Origin of the sequence: Rhizobium sp. BK379 (assembly GCF_014193955.1) — a bacterium.
Taxonomy (GTDB): domain Bacteria; phylum Pseudomonadota; class Alphaproteobacteria; order Rhizobiales; family Rhizobiaceae; genus Rhizobium.
Window position 1 is genome coordinate 1538527 of record NZ_JACIAD010000001.1, and the last position, 15646, is coordinate 1554172.

Genomic DNA, 15646 nt, shown 5'->3' on the forward strand with positions numbered 1-15646 from the left:
TCCTCTCAGGAACGCTTGCCCGCCAGCTTGCGCTCCCCTCGTGCCTGCGCCTGCGCGGCCGCGAATGCTTGCGGCTGCCAGAGCTGAAAGTGATCCGCCCGACCCACGAAGGTCACCTCGTCCGAAATGCCGGTGAAGTCGCGAATGAAATCCGTGACCATCAACCGCCCCTCGGCGTCGAGCTTCATGAAGACCCCGCCCCCATGAATGAGAAGCGACATCTCGTTTGCCTCCGGCGAAAACGGATCTTCCGCCGCAATCTGCCGCTCGAACCTCTCCAGAAGATCCGGGCCGCCGACGCTGATCGCCGGAAACACAAAATCCTGGAAGCAGTAAAGCTCCGGGATATTGCGCTGCGCCAGCACGGAACGAAACGCCGCCGGCACGGAAACCCGGCCCTTGGTATCGATCCTGTTGGTCGCATTCGAAAGGAAGCGGCTCATGACACGAAACATCCGTTTCCGAAAGAGCCCGGAAAGCATTTTGCCGCCCGAAACCCCTTAAGTCAGGCACAGCTTCGCAAGCCGGAAGAACCAAGGTCCTCCCGACGCTTCCGGTCCGGAAGGCGCCTTTGCTTTGCGATGAATGGGCAGATGATTGCCCTGATGCAGTGCGCATTTGGGATAGCATGGGACCATATGGGCGTCAATGGGATGAGCCCCTTTTAAGGTGGGCGCAGTATCGAACATTTATAAGCTGTTAAGTTTAACAAAGGGTTAGGAAAGCGATTCTCCGACGCCGCCTGAAGTACCGCAGCCGAACGGGAAAATCGGCCGCGCAAGACCCGTAGACCTCGCCTCGGTTTCAGGCATTTCAATGACTTGTCAGGAAAGAAATCGGATTTTGCGGCAATGGAAACGCCGCGGTGTTAATCGCCAGTTGGCCTGTAAGCCGGGTTCTGTATGGCTCCGGCGAACCGGAACGTGGCAGCCATTCATCTGGGACAGCGCTTGCACGCTGCCTCACGCAACCCACCCGGATGACTGACCCAGAAACAGGCCGGAAGGCTTTCGCCAACCGCGTCATCCCTATTCGGTTTTGCTCCCGGTGGGGTTTACCGTGCCATATCCGTTGCCGGAGATGCGGTGGGCTCTTACCCCACCCTTTCACCCTTACCTGTCATGACAGGCGGTTTGCTTTCTGTGGCACTTTCCCTGAGGTCGCCCTCGCCGGACGTTATCCGGCACCGTGTTTCCGTGGAGCCCGGACTTTCCTCACCCTACCGCCTTTCGGCATTGGTAAAGCGCGGCTGCCCGGCCAACTGGCAGGGGCTCCCTTAAACGAGGAAGCCCGTAAAAGCCAACGAAATATCGGGGGCAGGCTTAACGGAAATAAGGTGCGAAATCCGTGGCGTAGCCCTGATCATTGATTCCGCCTGCCAGAATGAGTTCAGCCCCCAGCCTGCCGATCTCGTCGGAGCTCTTGGCTGACGTCCCCATGCAGCCGGTCAGAACAGCGATATGCGGCGAAGCGGTATAGCCGATCATCGGGTAGCGGCTCCTGGTATAGGAGACGACGCAGGATGCACTGGAAATGGACCGCGCCTCGAGTTCGGGCAATATGCGTGCGACAATGCTCTTGAAGTGTTCGCGGGCAACCTCCCTCCCGTCGGTGCGGAACCAGGAACGCATGTCCTTGTCGTTGTTCAGCACGAGATTGTCCGGATCACCACCGATCTTCAGATAGAGCTTGCCATCGGAGTAACGGATTGGCGGCAGCAGATAGATATCGATGCCGGGCGCATCGAGGATTAGCGACGGCATGCCGGCAAAGCGGTGCGCATCCTCTTCCGCCACCTCGAAAAGGGTCACGGTGCGCCCGTAAACCGTCATATCAACGGATTGCGGCAAGAGATTCTGCGAAATGGAAAAACCACCGGCCGCAAGCAGCACTTTCTCGGCTCGCCAAACCTCGCCGCCATCAGTCGTGACGACAGCCACCCCACCCTCCTCCCGGATCGAGGTGGCGTGATCGCGGATGACAGTCGCACCTACCTTTTCCAAGAGCAGCGACTGCGCCTTTACCAGCTTGCGCGGACTGATATGGCCTGCGCCCTTTGCTTGGAAAATGCCGGTACTGCCGGCAGGAAAATCAAAGTAGGGAAATTGTCTCCTCAGCCCGGCTTCCTCGAAAGAAGCGGTGTCGACACCGAGCGAGGTTGCAGCCCGTCGCGTGGCGGCAAGATAATCGCTGCCCGGAGGCCCCACAGCGAGGCAGCCGACTTGCGTATAGAAATCAACGCCACTTTCTTCGGCAATCTCGCCATAGCGGGCGATGGAGCGGTTGGCGAGCAAGGCCCAGTCGCGGTCCGGATCGATGGTGCGGGTGATGCGGCCTTCGTCATAGTGACTGGCGAAGACGCCTTCATGCGCCTTGCGGTCTTCAGGCTCATCCGGGCCGATGACGGCAACGCCGTCGGTCCGGCGGGCCAGATATTTTGCGGCCGCGGCACCCATCATGCCGCGGCCGATAACGATGAACCTGAAGTCGACTGCCATATCTCACCTCTTTTGGAGGTAGCGATAGCATGGCAATCGCCGTGAAGCATCAAGCTCCTGTCAGAGACGGGCGCCTGCGGTTCAGAGCATCGCAAGAACCTTGCCGCAATAGGATTTGGAGACAGGGTTCATGCGCGTCGCGCCGTGGCCGGCATTGTACTTGAGGATGGTATTGCAGGTCTGCCCACCACCGAGATCATGGGCGGCCGCCAGGTACTTCATGCCGTACTTGATGTTGGTTTCCGGATCGAACAGGCCCTTGGCGCTGCCGGAATAGCCCATCATGCGGGCCGTTGCCGGCTTGATCTGCATCAGGCCGATCTCGCCGTGGGTGCCGCGCGCCATCGGATTGAAATTGCTTTCGACACGGATGACGGCAGTCGCAAGAGCCACCGGCACATCATACTGATTGGCATATTTGCTGATCAGTGCGGAATAGGAATCGCCGGAAACTTCGGCGACGGGATAGCCGCTCTGGCGCTCGACCGTCTTCAGCGGACGCTGCGCTTTCTTCTGCACGCGCTGCGCCGTCTTCTGCGGGCGTTCTTTCTCGTGCACGCGCTCCGCAGTCTTCTGCGGACGCTCGATTTTCTTCACAGGCGCATCGGCCCGCACACCCCAGTCATTCGCAAAGGCAAAGCTATTTCCTGCCAGCACCATGCCAACGCATGCTGCAGCAACAACAATCAGTTTTCTCATGTAGTCTTGATCACTCCGACCCAAAGAATTACCGGACTGCGCGCCTCGCGGTCCTGATGTATTCCTGACCAATAACTGATCAGGCCTCGCAGCAATTCTTATCGTTTCACATGACGCCTTCGATTTAGCTTGGGAACAACCATCGGCGTCGCTTAGCGGAAGCCCTTAGACCATCGCAATGAGGAGATAATAGGGAAATGATGTGGCAGTCCGATTTTCGCGCCCAAACATGGAAAATCGGTAATGTTGGAAACTGTGAAAAATCAGGAATAACGCGGCAGCGCCGAGAGCAGGCGATGCAGCGTGTCGATCGTCGAGAAATCGGCGATTCCGTCCACCTGTTCGGGGCGGAAATGCCGCTGGAAGGCTTCCACGTCACCCGCCGTCTTGTCACTGAATTCGCCCGTGATCTCAGTGCCGTAACCATAAAGCGAGAGCATGGATTGCAGCGCCTCGATCGGTTGCCCGCGGTCACCGCGCTGGAAGAAGCGTCCGCCGGTAATAGCGGCCGGTTCCACCCAATGGCCGACGCCAGCCTCGTAGAGTTCGCGCCAGGGGAATTTTTCGCCGGGATCGACCTTGCGAACGGGGGCGACATCGGAGTGCCCAAGCACCCTTTCAGGCACGATTGACCAGCGATCGCCGCAATCACGACATAATTCGATCACGGCAGCAATCTGCTCTTTCGGGTAATCTGGAAGCCCGCCCGGATGGCCGGCATTGGCGATTTCGATGCCGATCGACCGCGAATTGATATCCGTCTCGCCGTGCCAGAAGCTCTTGCCCGCATGCCACGCGCGGCGGCTCTCCGGCACGAGTTGCAGGACCTCGCCGTCAGGCTGCACGAAATAATGGCTGGAAACCTGGCTTTCATCCCGACAGAGCCAGTCGAGCGCTCCTTCAGCGCTCGGCATGCCGGTATAATGCAGCAGGATCATATCGGGTTTTTGGCCATCGGCACGTTCGCCATGGTTCGGCGAAGGCCGGACGCGCGCTCGGCTGTAATCGGCCTCGAATGAGGTCATGCGGCGCGGCGTTCCTTTTCGATCGCCGCATAAGCGTCGTTCAGCGCTGCCATCCGTTCGTTGGCAATCGCATGAAACTCTTCCGGCACGCCGCGCGAGATCAGCCGATCCGGATGATGCTCACTGACGAGCACATGGTAGTGGCGGCGGATGGTCGGGAAATCGTCTGCCGGCGAAACGCCGAGAACCTTGTAGGGGTCGCGCCCATCAGAGACGTGGCGGGCGGCGATCTGATCGAAGCGGGCGTCGCTCATCTGGAAGATTTCCGCGATATGGCGCAGGAAATACATTTCATTCTCGTGGATCAGCCCGTCCGCCTTGGCAATATGGAACAGGCCATCGAGCACGTCTTCCAGAACCGGGCAATTGGCAGCGCAGGTCGAGCAGAGCGTCGACAGCTTGGCCGCATAGGCTTCGTAACCGGCAACGTCCTGGCGGGCGAGATTATAGAGACGCGCGACATTCTTTGCTTCGCTCGGCGGAAACTCGAAAATATCGCGGAAAGCCTGAACTTCCTTTTCGCTGACAATGCCATCGGCTTTTGCCATCTTGGCCGAAAGCGCGATGACGGCTACGGAAAAGGCGACCTTGCGGCGCGTCTCCGGATCGCCTTCGAAAACTGTTCGAATAGCCTCGACCACCGCAAAGAGCGCATTGCCCGCGGTATTGCCAATGGCATTCACCAGTTTTTCCCAGAAAGACATCGTCATCTTCTCGCAATGCAGCAAGTTCTAGAAGAAACACCTTGACCAAATAATCGTTGCCATTGCAAGGCGGCTATTGGTCGTAGGTTTGAAAACAGTTTTCACAATTCGGTAATTGTCGCTGATCCCGCGACCATCCGCTGTGTCCGCTATTTTCTGTATTATTCGCAGAACGCCCGGCGATTTCCACAACACTTATGGATAGGTGGACCGGCATTGAACCGATTATATCGACGGTTCCGGCACCTGCACTGCAGAATGGTCCGTTTTTCGTAAATTCTTTACTTTACAGGGCACTTTCCCTGCCGCATCCATGCGTTACCGGAAGCATGTCGCGCAAAAACGTGCAGCGGTTTGCGATACCGGCATGCGTAAAACAGAGACTTGAGCCGCCGCAATCGCGCGCATCGGGCGCCAAAGGAGGGATCTATGGCCAAACAGAAAGTCGCAATGCTGACCGCCGGAGGCCTGGCGCCCTGCCTCTCATCCGCCGTCGGCGGCCTGATCGAGCGCTATAGCGACATCGCACCCGATATCGAACTCATCGCCTACAAGTCCGGCTATCAGGGCGTGCTGCTCGGCGACAGCGTTGTGATCGCCAAGGAGATGCGGGAGAAGGCGCCGCTCCTGCACCGTTATGGCGGTTCGCCGATCGGCAACAGCCGCGTGAAGCTCACCAATGCTGCAGACTGCGTGAAGCGTGGCCTTGTCAAGGAAGGCGAAAATCCACTGCGGGTCGCCGCCGAACGTCTTGCCAATGACGGCGTCACCATTCTGCACACGATCGGCGGCGACGATACCAACACGACCGCTGCCGATCTCGCCGCCTATCTCTCGGCCAATGGCTATGACCTGACGGTCGTCGGCCTGCCGAAGACTGTCGACAACGACGTCGTGCCGATCCGCCAGTCGCTCGGTGCCTGGACGGCCGCCGAAGTCGGCGCCCATTTCTTCGACAATGTCAGCAACGAACAGACCGCCGCTCCGCGCACGCTCGTCATCCACGAGGTCATGGGCCGCCACTGCGGCTGGCTGACTGCCGCGACCGCCCGTGCCTACCTGCAGCGCACCAAGGGCAACGAATATGTCGACGGCCTGATGATGAACGCGCATATGAAGAGCATCGACGCCGTCTACCTGCCGGAAATGGCCTTCGACCTTGATGCCGAAGCCGCGCGCCTGAAGGAGATCATGGACAGGACCGGCCATGCCACCGTCTTCGTGTCGGAAGGCGCCTGCCTCGACGCCATCGTCGCTGAACGCGAAGCCGCGGGCGAGACGGTCAAGCGCGATGCCTTCGGCCATGTCAAGATCGACACGATCAATGTCGGCGCCTGGTTCCAGAAACAGTTCGCGAGCCTGCTCGACGCCGAACGCTCTCTCGTCCAGAAATCCGGCTATTTCGCCCGCTCGGCACCGGCAAACGGCGAAGATCTGCGGCTGATCCAGAGCATGGTCGACCTCGCCGTCGAAAGCGCCCTCAACAAGATTTCGGGTGTAACCGGCCATGATGAAGCGCAGAACGGCAAGTTGCGCGCAATAGAATTTCCCCGCATCAAGGGTGGCAAGCCGTTTGATCTTTCAACGGCATGGTTTGGTGAAGTAATGAACCAGATCGGGCAAAAATACACCGGGGCATGATTGACGGATGGCTAATATGATGTCTTTGCTTGTTCTCTAGGAATAGGAGGAGATTCCATGTCGCTTGAAGCTTGGCTCGCTTTTGCAGCCGCATCCGCCATCATGCTGGCCATACCGGGACCGACCATTCTTCTGGTCGTTTCCTATGCGCTTGGTCATGGCCGGAAAACGGCGCTGGCGACCGTTTCAGGCGTGGCTCTCGGCGATTTCACGGCCATGACGGCATCGCTTTTCGGATTGGGCGCCCTGCTCGCCGCATCCGCGACGCTGTTTACCGTGCTGAAGTGGGTCGGCGGCGCCTACCTCATCTGGCTCGGAATCAAGCTCTGGCGGGCACCGATCATTGGCGAGCACATCGCTGACAACGATAACCTGCCGGAAGAAAAGTCCTTGCGGATCTTCCTGCATGCCTATGTGGTGACTGCGCTGAATCCGAAGAGCATCGTCTTCTTCGTCGCCTTCGTACCGCAGTTCCTGAACCCTGCCCTTCCCTTCTTCGATCAGATGCTGATCATGGAAGCGACCTTCCTCGTGCTCGCCACCATCAATGCCTCCTGTTACGCCCTTGCCGCTCACGCCGCCCGCGGCCTGATTCGCAAGGCGAGCGTGCAGCGTGCTGTTAACCGCACCGGCGGCACTCTGCTCATCGCAGCAGGCGCCGTAACCGCCGGGTATCGCCGTATTGCAGCTTAGAGCCTTTCCCGGTCAGATTGCAGCATTCTGCCGGAGCAGGTTTTCGACAGGGCAAAGGCGATTGGCGAAGGGCATACCTCCAGGTACGTCCGAATCGACCGCCTTTGATCCTGGCGCAAAGATGCCTGGCCCTTCGGGTTGGCTGAAACGGGCCGCCTGATCGACCGGCCGGCTTGGCCGTAGATCTGGGCTGCGACGTGCGCCTGCCGGTCGACCATCCAACTCCGTTTGAGCCAACAGAATGCCGCAATCTGACCGGGAAAGGCTCTAATAATTTTCCGTGGTTGCTGGAAAGCCACGAATAGGTTAATGGCTATCCCCGGGCTTAAGGTATTTGATAACTTTTAAGACGCTGCCGGGGCGGCGCGATTCACGAAAGTGAGAGAATGGTAGCGATCGGATTTTCCGGCCTGAAACGCAGTCTCGTGGTCTCGACCATGCTCTGCGGCGTCATTTCCGGATGCGCGAGCGTTGAATATACCTCTCAGGCGGAACTGACCGCCGCACAGACCGTGATTCCCATGCCGAAGCCGGGTGAAGACGCAACGCTGGCTGCTATCCCGACTGCCGAAGGCGCAACTGCTCCGGCCGTCGCCACGCTCAATGCGCAGGCAGCAACTGCCGCACCTGTTCTCACCGCAGCAGCCATGCCGAATGTGGTGTCCCCCGTTCAGCAGCAGGCCGGCGATTTCGCCATGCAGGGCGGCGTACAGCAGGTTGCCGTCAATGGCTATGCTCCGATCCCGCTGACACCCGAGATGACGGCAATCCAGTCCGTCATTCCGACGCCGCGTCCGGGCTCGCCCGCAAGCCCCTCCACACAACTTGCCTTCGCTGCAACGACACCGCAGAACGGCGCGCTCGCAGCGCTTGCCGCCGTCGATACCACGCCGCGCTTCGCCATGGACTACGGCTTTGACGAGTCCGGCCCGATCGATCCGCCGGCCGCGCCGCCGATGTTCAGCGATGACGACGGCGACGATGCTCCGACCGTCGAAAAGAGCCTCGTCAGCAAGCTCATCAGCAAATATTCCAAGCTTTACGCAATTCCGGAATCGCTGCTCCACCGCGTCGTCCATCGCGAGAGCCGCTACAATTCCAAGGCCTATAACAAGCGCGGCTACTTCGGTCTCATGCAGATCAAGTACAACACCGCAAAGTCGATGGGTTACGATGGTAATCCCGCCGGCCTTTTCGATGCCGAAACCAATATCAAATATGCAGGCAAGTACCTGCAGGGCGCCTGGCAGGTTGCCGACAGGAAGGAAGACGACGCCGTTCGTCTTTACGCCCGCGGTTACTATTATGACGCCAAGCGCAAGGGCATGACCGACATCGCCCAGGGCAATTACTGATCGTCCAATAATTGATACAGACTGTCTGTGATGGGCCTCAGCCGGCTTTCGCCGCCTGAAGCGTATTGAGGATTTCCTTCAGCACGATCTGCGGCCTGTAGCGCAGCCAGCTCGGGGTCAGTCCCATGCGGACGAAGACGAGATTTGCCGAGGGAACGATTGCCATCGTCTGGCCGTCATGCCCCTGCAGCCAGAACGTATCCTGCGGCAGGCCGAACTCCGCGCTCGTGCCGCCGCCAGGTCCGGCAAGCCAGGCCTGGCCTTGCGTATATTTGCCCCCCGAACTTGCTGTCGGTGTCCGCATCGTCGCAACAAAGCCTTCCGGCAGAAGCCTCTGTCCGTTCCACACACCGTCCTGCAGCAGGAACTGGCCGAAGCGTGCCCAGTCATGCGCCGTGGCATAAATATAGGAACTGCCGGTAAACGTCCCGCGCTCATCGGCTTCGAAGACCGCGCTCGTCATGCCGAGCGGAGAAAACAGCGAATCGCGGGGATAATCGAAGGCTGCCCGCGGATCACCGACCTTATCCATCCAGATACGGGACAGAAGCACCGCCGTTCCACTGGAATAATGGAAATCCGTACCCGGCGCGGCCACCAGAGGTGCGCCCGCCGGCAGGGAAACCATATCGGGGTCGAGATAGAGCATGCGCGTCACATCGGCGACGGCGCCATAATCTTCGTTGAAGGCGAGCCCGCTTTCCATGCCGAGCAGGTCGGAGAGTTTGATGTCTCCGCGCGGATCACCGGCCCATTGCGGCAGGAGATGCGTGTCATCGAAGGAGATCTTGCCTGACAGCATCAGCCGGCCGATCAGCGCCGCATTCACGGTCTTCGTCATCGACCAGCCGATGAGCGGCGTATCGACGCCGAAACCCGGCCCATAATTCTCGGCAATAACGCGACCATCCTGGATGACGACCATCGCCCGCATGGCAGGCCCGGCAAGCGCGGTATCGGCCAGAAGGGCTGCGACCTTCGCATTGCCGGTCGCAGGATCGACACCCTCACCGTCCGGCCATGATGCATCGTTCGCCCCCGCCCGCAGCGCCGGCACCAGTGGCACGGCTCTGGCGGCGGCATCGAAATTGCCGTCAGGCACACTCGTGCAGCCGAGGGCGCCGCGATAAAGCGCGTAGCTTGGCGCAAACAGGCCCATGAAACGCGAAGTCACCCGCCCGCCGTCGCGATCGATCTCGACGCGCATCAGCCTGAGCAACGGATTTCCTGGTGCCTGGACATCATCGTGGAGAACTGTGTCGGGATCGCGCCCCGCGATGAAGACATTGGAGCAGACGATCTTGGCGGCATAGCCATTACCCACCTTCAGGAGTTCCGGCGGAGCTATGGAGAGCCACGCGACTGCGCCTACGACGACGAGAATGACGAGCAGGGCCAAGCCCTTGAAGATACGCGGAACAACTCGCATGCAATCCTCCACGGAAGGGAGAGAAGCAGGAAACGCTCCCCGCGAAAAGGGCGAAGCGAAAAAGAAGTGTTTCAATCGCCTTCAATTTTCGCTGAGGTCTTCGCGGAGCGCCGTTGAAACCCTGGCCCACAGGGCGCGTCATCAAACTGTAGCAGAGGCGGGTTACACGCCCTGAACGCTAAAAAGGTGACAGACTCATGTCGGAATTTGCACCGGATACCGGCTTCCGCAAGAACCGGAAACTCAAGGCAGCGCTTCTCCGCCACAAGGCTTTTTCCAAGGACGGCTTCTCGGAGCGTCTCTTCGGCATGCTCTTCTCGGGCCTCGTCTATCCGCAGATCTGGGAAGACCCGGACCTCGACATGCAGGCAATGGACCTGAAGCCCAATCACCGCATCGTCACGATCGGTTCCGGCGGCTGCAACATGCTGGCCTACCTCTCCAAGGCGCCGGCTTCGATCGACGTTGTCGACCTCAATCCGCACCACATCGCGCTGAACAGGCTGAAGCTTGCGGCCTTCAAGAACCTGCCAGGCCATTCTGATCTCGTCCGTTTCCTGGCCATGCCGAACGAGAAGTCGAACAGCCGGGTTTTCGACCGCTATCTGTCATCCAATCTCGACGATACGACGCGCGCCTACTGGAACACCCGCAAGTTCGGCCGCCGCCGCGTCACGGTCTTCGACCGCAACATCTATGAAACCGGCCTGCTCGGCCGCTTCATCGGCGCCGCCCACCTTCTTGCCCGACTGCATGGCGTAAAGCTGCAGGAAATGATCAAGGCCCGTACGATCCGCGAGCAGCGCCAGTTCTTCGACGACCAGATCGCTCCCCTCTTCGAAAAACCCATCGTTCGCTGGATCACCAACCGCAAGAGCTCGCTTTTTGGCCTCGGCATTCCGCCGCAGCAATATGACGAGCTGGCAAGCCTTGCCGCCGACAATTCCATCGCGCCTGTTCTGAAGCACCGCCTTGAAAAACTCGCCTGCCATTTCCCCATGCGCGACAACTACTTCGCCTGGCAGGCTTTCGCACGCCGCTATGCGGATGGCGAGGAAGGCCCGCTCCCGACCTATCTGAAGCCCGAGCATTACGACGTGATCCGCGCCAATGTCGACCGCGTCAACGTCCATCATGCAAGCTTCACCGAGCTTCTGGCCGGCGAGCCGGCTGCCTCGCGCGACCGTTACATCCTGCTCGATGCACAGGACTGGATGACCGACCAGCAGCTCAACGATGTCTGGCGCGAGATTACCCGCACCGCCCGTGACGGCGCCCGCGTGATCTTCCGCACGGCGGCCGAAAAGAGCATCATCGAAGGCCGCCTCGCCCCTGTAATCCGCGACCAGTGGCACTATTTCGAAGAGCAGTCACGTGAAATGACCAGCCAGGACCGCTCGGCAATCTACGGCGGCTTCCATATCTACGGGAAGAAGGCGTGAGCAAAGTCAGCGAGATGACCGTCAAGAGCGAGGAACATGCCGACCTGATGGACGGCATGTATCGCTACCAGCGCCATTTCTACGATCTCACACGCAAATATTATCTTCTCGGCCGCGACCGTACGATCCGCAACCTCGACGTTCCCAAGGGCGGCACGCTGCTTGAAGTCGGCTGCGGAACCGGTCGCAACATGGCGCTCGCCCACAAGCATTTTCCGACGGCCAAACTCTACGGTCTCGATATTTCCCAGGAAATGCTGATCTCCGCCCGCAAGACCTTCGCCACCAAGGCGACGATACCGGATTTCCGGGTCGCGGATGCCACGGCCTATACGCCGCGCGAATTCGGCGCTGCCGGTTTCGATCGCATTCTGATTTCCTACGCGCTGTCGATGATCCCGGATTGGGAACGCGCGGTGGATGCGTCGATCGCCGCGCTCAATCCCGGCGGCCAGTTGCACATCGTCGATTTTGGCCAGCAGGAAGGCCTGCCTGCCTGGTTCCGCCGCCTGCTGCAGGCATGGCTCGCCAAGTTCCACGTCACACCGCGCTCCAATCTGCGCGAGGTTCTGGAAGCGCAAGCAGCTGAAAACAGCGCGACATTGTCGTTCGACAGGATCGGCGGCGGTTATGCGTGGCGAGCCGCTATTATCAGCAAGCGCTCATAATTCGCTTGTAAATAACCAATTTTTTACGTTGATATTAGAAAAGAGGGTTATACCCTCTGCTGGGCGCGTGTATTCGAAGGTCAGGCTGTGGGGCAGATCCATCATCACGACGGGACATTCATGCGTCGGCTTCTGTTTTGCGTCGTGCCGCTTGCCCTGCTGCTCGCCGGTTGCAGCTCCACGGGTTACGATTATCTCGAGACCGCTTCCATAAAGCCGAAGACCCGCTTCAAGGATACCGATCCGCAGGATTTCGGCCCCAAGCGCCCGCAGCAAAACGCAGTCCACGGCATCGACATCTCCAAATGGCAGGGCGATATCGACTGGCAGACGGTGCGCAAATCAGGCGTTGCCTTTGCCTTCATCAAGGCGACCGAAGGCAAGGACAGGATCGACCCGCGCTTCGACGAATACTGGCGCGAGGCAGCGGCCTCAGGCATTCCGCATGCGCCCTACCACTTCTATTATTTCTGCTCCTCCGCCGACGACCAGGCCGACTGGTTCATCCGTAACGTCCCGAAGGAATCGATGCGCCTGCCGCCGGTGCTGGATGTTGAGTGGAATGCAGAATCGAAGACCTGCCGCTTCCGCCCCGATCCGGCCACGGTGCGATCCGAAATGCAGCGGTTCATGAATCGCCTGGAGGCCTATTACGGCAAGCGGCCGATCATCTATACCTCTGTCGATTTTCACCGCGAGAACCTCGCCGGCTATTTCCAGGACTATCATTTCTGGGTCCGCTCCACCGCCAAACATCCAGACGTGACCTATGCCGACCGCCGCTGGGCCTTCTGGCAATATACGTCGACGGGCGTCATCCCCGGGATCCGGGGGCCGACGGATATCAATGTCTTCGCCGGTTCTGCGAAAAACTGGAACAACTGGGTGGCTGACGTTTCCAAGGATAGAAATTCTTAGTAACGTACCCTAATCTTTCTTGCTTCCGTCACATTCCTCTGGGAAAGCGACGGAATTCCATGTGTTTTTACGAGGATCGTTTCATGCACCGCTCGCTTAAAGGCCGCTCTGCACTTGCCCTTCTGTTTGCCTGCGCCATTGCAACAGGCGCTGCCGCCCAGCAGGCTCCGAATGCGGCAGCTTCGGCCCCTGCGGCACCCTGCGGCGGCGATCTCTCTGCCTTCCTCGAGGGCGTCAAGAAGGACGCGATTGCAGCCGGCGCCAGCGCCGAAGCTGCAGACCAGGCGCTCGCCGGTGCTCAGATCGACCCCAAGGTTCTGAGCCGCGACCGCGCCCAGGGCGTCTTCCGCCAGACCTTCCTCGAATTCTCGCAGCGCACCGTTAGTCAGGCACGCCTCGACATCGGCCGCCAGAAGATGAAGCAATACGCCGATGTCTTTGCCCGCGCCGAGCAGGAATTCGGCGTTCCCGCCGGCATCATCACCGCCTTCTGGGCGATGGAAACCGATTTCGGCGCCGTGCAGGGCGATTTCAACACCCGCAACGCGCTGGTGACGCTCTCGCATGACTGCCGCCGGCCGGAGCTCTTCCGCCCGCAGCTGATCTCCCTCATCGAGATGGTCCAGCACGGCGACCTCGACCCGCAGACCAATACCGGCGCCTGGGCCGGCGAAATCGGCCAGGTGCAGATGCTGCCGCGCGATATCATCGCTTATGGCATGGACGGCGACGGCGACGGCCATGTTCGCCTCAAGCAGAGCGGCCCGGACGCGATCCTGACGGCTGCCAAGTTCATCCAGCATCTCGGTTTCGAGCGCGGCCAGCCCTGGCTGCAGGAAGTCACCGTGCCGGATAATCTTCCCTGGGAAAAATCGGGCCTCGGCGGCACGATGACGGCAGGCGAATGGTTCAACCTCGGCGTCAAGCCGCGCGACGGCAACACTGCCTTTGCCAATCTCGAAGGCGATCTCGTGCTGCCGCAGGGCCGCCTCGGGCCGGCCTTCATCGCCTATCCCAATTTCAAGATCTATCTGGAATGGAACAAGTCGTTCATCTACACGACGTCGGCCGCCTATTTCGCGACCCGCCTCTCCGGTGCCCCGACCTATCAGAAGGGTACGCCGGAACAGGGCCTGTCCAACGAAGAGATGAAACAGCTGCAGACCAAGCTCGACTCGCTCGGCCATGACGTCGGCGAAATCGACGGCATCCTCGGTTCCGGCACCCGTGTCGCGATCCAGAAGGAACAGCAGCGGCTAGGCATGCCGGCAGACGGCTGGGCCACCCCCACCCTGCTCAACGCGCTCTGAGTAACGAGACGACCTCCTGCCACCCGGTCGCATGAATCGGGTGGCGGTCTCCTGCCGATCGGATATCAGTACTCCAACATCGGGAGGCATCGGCATGGAACAGAGAATGACCGCATTGACCTGGGGCCTGCTTGCCCTGCTCGGTCTCATCTGGGGCGGCTCCTTCTTCTTCGCGCGCATTGCCGTCATCGAGGTGCCGCCGCTCACGCTCGTCTTCCTGCGCCTTTCGATTGCAGCCCTTGCGCTGCATATCTATATCGCCGGCCGTTTCGGCATCTACCCGCTCTTGAGGAGCCGCTGGCGCGAATTCCTCGTCCTCGGCATCCTCAACAACGCCCTGCCTCATGCGCTGATATTCTTCGGCCAGACGCGCATCGGCGCCGGCCTCGCCTCCATTCTCAATGCCACGACGCCGATCTGGACGGTGTTGATCGCCAATTACCTGACATCGGATGAGAAGCTCTCTTCGGCCAAGATCATCGGCTGCCTGACCGGCCTGCTCGGGACGGCCGTGCTGATCGGCCCCAGTGTCGCGGCTCGTGGCGATCTGCCGGTATGGGCGCTGCTTCTGCCGGTGATCGCCGCAATCTCCTACGGATTTGCTGCAACCTACGGCAAGCGGTTCCGGGGCATCGCACCGCCGGTTATTGCCGCCGGGCAGATGACGGCCTCCTCGCTGGTTGCATTGCCGCTGTCGCTCGTCATGGATCACCCCTGGACACTCGCCATCCCCTCGGGCAACGCGATCGCCACGATCCTGGCAATCGCCCTCCTGTCGACGGCCCTGGGCTATATTCTCTATTTCCGCATCATGGCAGTAGCGGGCGCGACCAATACGTCGCTGGTGACACTGCTCGTACCCCCGAGCGCGATCCTCCCCGGCTTCCTGTTCCTTGGGGAACGGCTGGAAACAACCGAGATCGCCGGCATGGCGCTGATCGGCCTCGGGCTAATCATACTCGATGGGCGCATCTATAGTCGCTCACGCGCCCTCGCCTGAAAGGACTATGCTGCAGCGCGCCATTCTTCCGCCAAAAGGATGAATCCCGATGCGCGGTATGTAACAAAGTGTTAAATTTTGAGAGCGCGATTTTCCGATTAAATTTCAGAAACTTACCGGATCGTCTCTAGACTTATCCACTGCCCTTTTCGGCAGTGCAGCACAAGAAGCGCTTCCCAACTAACACATTTCCGACATATTATTAGCTGGTTAACGCGAGGAGGCAGACATGGGACTTACGCAATCCTTGAATGTCCTGTTGGT

14 protein-coding genes and 1 other RNA gene are annotated in these 15646 nt (G+C 59.8%); 8 read left to right on the forward strand and 7 right to left on the reverse strand.

Annotation, left to right across the window (positions count from 1 at the left end; translation table 11 throughout):
• Positions 1 to 5: 5 nt before the first annotated feature.
• The 6 genes from mraZ to FHT93_RS07970 form a co-directional block, all read right to left on the reverse strand.
• Positions 6 to 443, reverse strand: coding sequence for a division/cell wall cluster transcriptional repressor MraZ (gene mraZ, locus FHT93_RS07945; RefSeq protein ID WP_246715469.1), 438 nt, complete (start codon positions 441 to 443; stop codon positions 6 to 8).
• 428 nt (positions 444 to 871) lie between these two features.
• Positions 872 to 1265: RNase P RNA component class A (rnpB, locus tag FHT93_RS07950), an RNA gene on the reverse strand.
• Between the two features lie 57 nt (positions 1266 to 1322).
• Positions 1323 to 2498 (reverse strand): FAD-dependent oxidoreductase, encoded by a 1176-nt coding sequence (locus FHT93_RS07955; RefSeq protein WP_183846983.1) that lies wholly within the window; start codon positions 2496 to 2498, stop codon positions 1323 to 1325.
• Positions 2499 to 2579: 81 nt separating this feature from the next.
• Positions 2580 to 3197: a lytic transglycosylase domain-containing protein gene (locus FHT93_RS07960; protein ID WP_112969245.1), complete on the reverse strand. Its 618-nt coding sequence runs from the start codon at positions 3195 to 3197 to the stop codon at positions 2580 to 2582.
• 263 nt (positions 3198 to 3460) lie between these two features.
• On the reverse strand, positions 3461 to 4222 hold the full coding sequence (locus tag FHT93_RS07965) for an N-acetylmuramoyl-L-alanine amidase (protein ID WP_183846985.1): 762 nt from the start codon (positions 4220 to 4222) through the stop codon (positions 3461 to 3463).
• The gene (locus FHT93_RS07970; RefSeq protein WP_029868979.1) at positions 4219 to 4926 is read right to left on the reverse strand and encodes a DnaJ family molecular chaperone; all 708 of its coding nucleotides are present in this window, start codon (positions 4924 to 4926) and stop codon (positions 4219 to 4221) included. Before FHT93_RS07970 ends, FHT93_RS07965 begins: the two co-directional genes overlap by 4 nt.
• Before the next feature lie 429 nt (positions 4927 to 5355).
• Here FHT93_RS07970 and FHT93_RS07975 point away from each other — a divergent pair, with 429 nt between their 5' ends.
• The 3 genes from FHT93_RS07975 (at position 5356) to FHT93_RS07985 (ending at position 8615) form a co-directional block, all read left to right on the forward strand.
• Positions 5356 to 6567, forward strand: a complete 1212-nt coding sequence (locus FHT93_RS07975) for a pyrophosphate--fructose-6-phosphate 1-phosphotransferase (RefSeq protein WP_183846987.1) — start codon at positions 5356 to 5358, stop codon at positions 6565 to 6567.
• A 57-nt stretch (positions 6568 to 6624) separates the two neighbouring features.
• Positions 6625 to 7260, forward strand: a complete 636-nt coding sequence (locus FHT93_RS07980) for a LysE family translocator (RefSeq protein ID WP_112541244.1) — start codon at positions 6625 to 6627, stop codon at positions 7258 to 7260.
• Between the two features lie 386 nt (positions 7261 to 7646).
• Positions 7647 to 8615 carry a lytic transglycosylase domain-containing protein gene (locus tag FHT93_RS07985; protein ID WP_183846989.1) on the forward strand — a complete coding sequence of 323 codons (969 nt, stop codon included), beginning with the start codon at positions 7647 to 7649 and terminating at the stop codon, positions 8613 to 8615.
• A gap of 37 nt (positions 8616 to 8652) precedes the next feature.
• Here the strand turns inward: FHT93_RS07985 and FHT93_RS07990 are convergent, their stop codons facing one another.
• A complete protein-coding gene (locus FHT93_RS07990) occupies positions 8653 to 10044 on the reverse strand; it encodes a serine hydrolase (protein ID WP_183846991.1) in 1392 nt (463 codons plus the stop codon).
• Positions 10045 to 10241: 197 nt separating this feature from the next.
• Between FHT93_RS07990 and FHT93_RS07995 the strand changes: the two genes are divergently transcribed.
• From FHT93_RS07995 to FHT93_RS08015, 5 genes are all read left to right on the forward strand, one after another.
• A complete protein-coding gene (locus FHT93_RS07995) occupies positions 10242 to 11486 on the forward strand; it encodes a DUF3419 family protein (protein ID WP_183846992.1) in 1245 nt (414 codons plus the stop codon).
• Positions 11483 to 12154 carry a class I SAM-dependent methyltransferase gene (locus tag FHT93_RS08000; protein ID WP_113016577.1) on the forward strand — a complete coding sequence of 224 codons (672 nt, stop codon included), beginning with the start codon at positions 11483 to 11485 and terminating at the stop codon, positions 12152 to 12154. The genes FHT93_RS07995 and FHT93_RS08000 overlap by 4 nt, the downstream gene beginning before the upstream one ends.
• A gap of 120 nt (positions 12155 to 12274) precedes the next feature.
• Positions 12275 to 13072, forward strand: coding sequence for a GH25 family lysozyme (locus FHT93_RS08005; protein ID WP_112541239.1), 798 nt, complete (start codon positions 12275 to 12277; stop codon positions 13070 to 13072).
• 83 nt (positions 13073 to 13155) lie between these two features.
• Complete coding sequence (locus tag FHT93_RS08010; RefSeq protein WP_112541319.1) at positions 13156 to 14382, forward strand: lytic murein transglycosylase; 1227 nt, start codon at positions 13156 to 13158, stop codon at positions 14380 to 14382.
• Between the two features lie 94 nt (positions 14383 to 14476).
• Complete coding sequence (locus FHT93_RS08015) at positions 14477 to 15382, forward strand: DMT family transporter (protein WP_183846994.1); 906 nt, start codon at positions 14477 to 14479, stop codon at positions 15380 to 15382.
• The last annotated feature ends 264 nt before the right edge of the window (positions 15383 to 15646 follow it).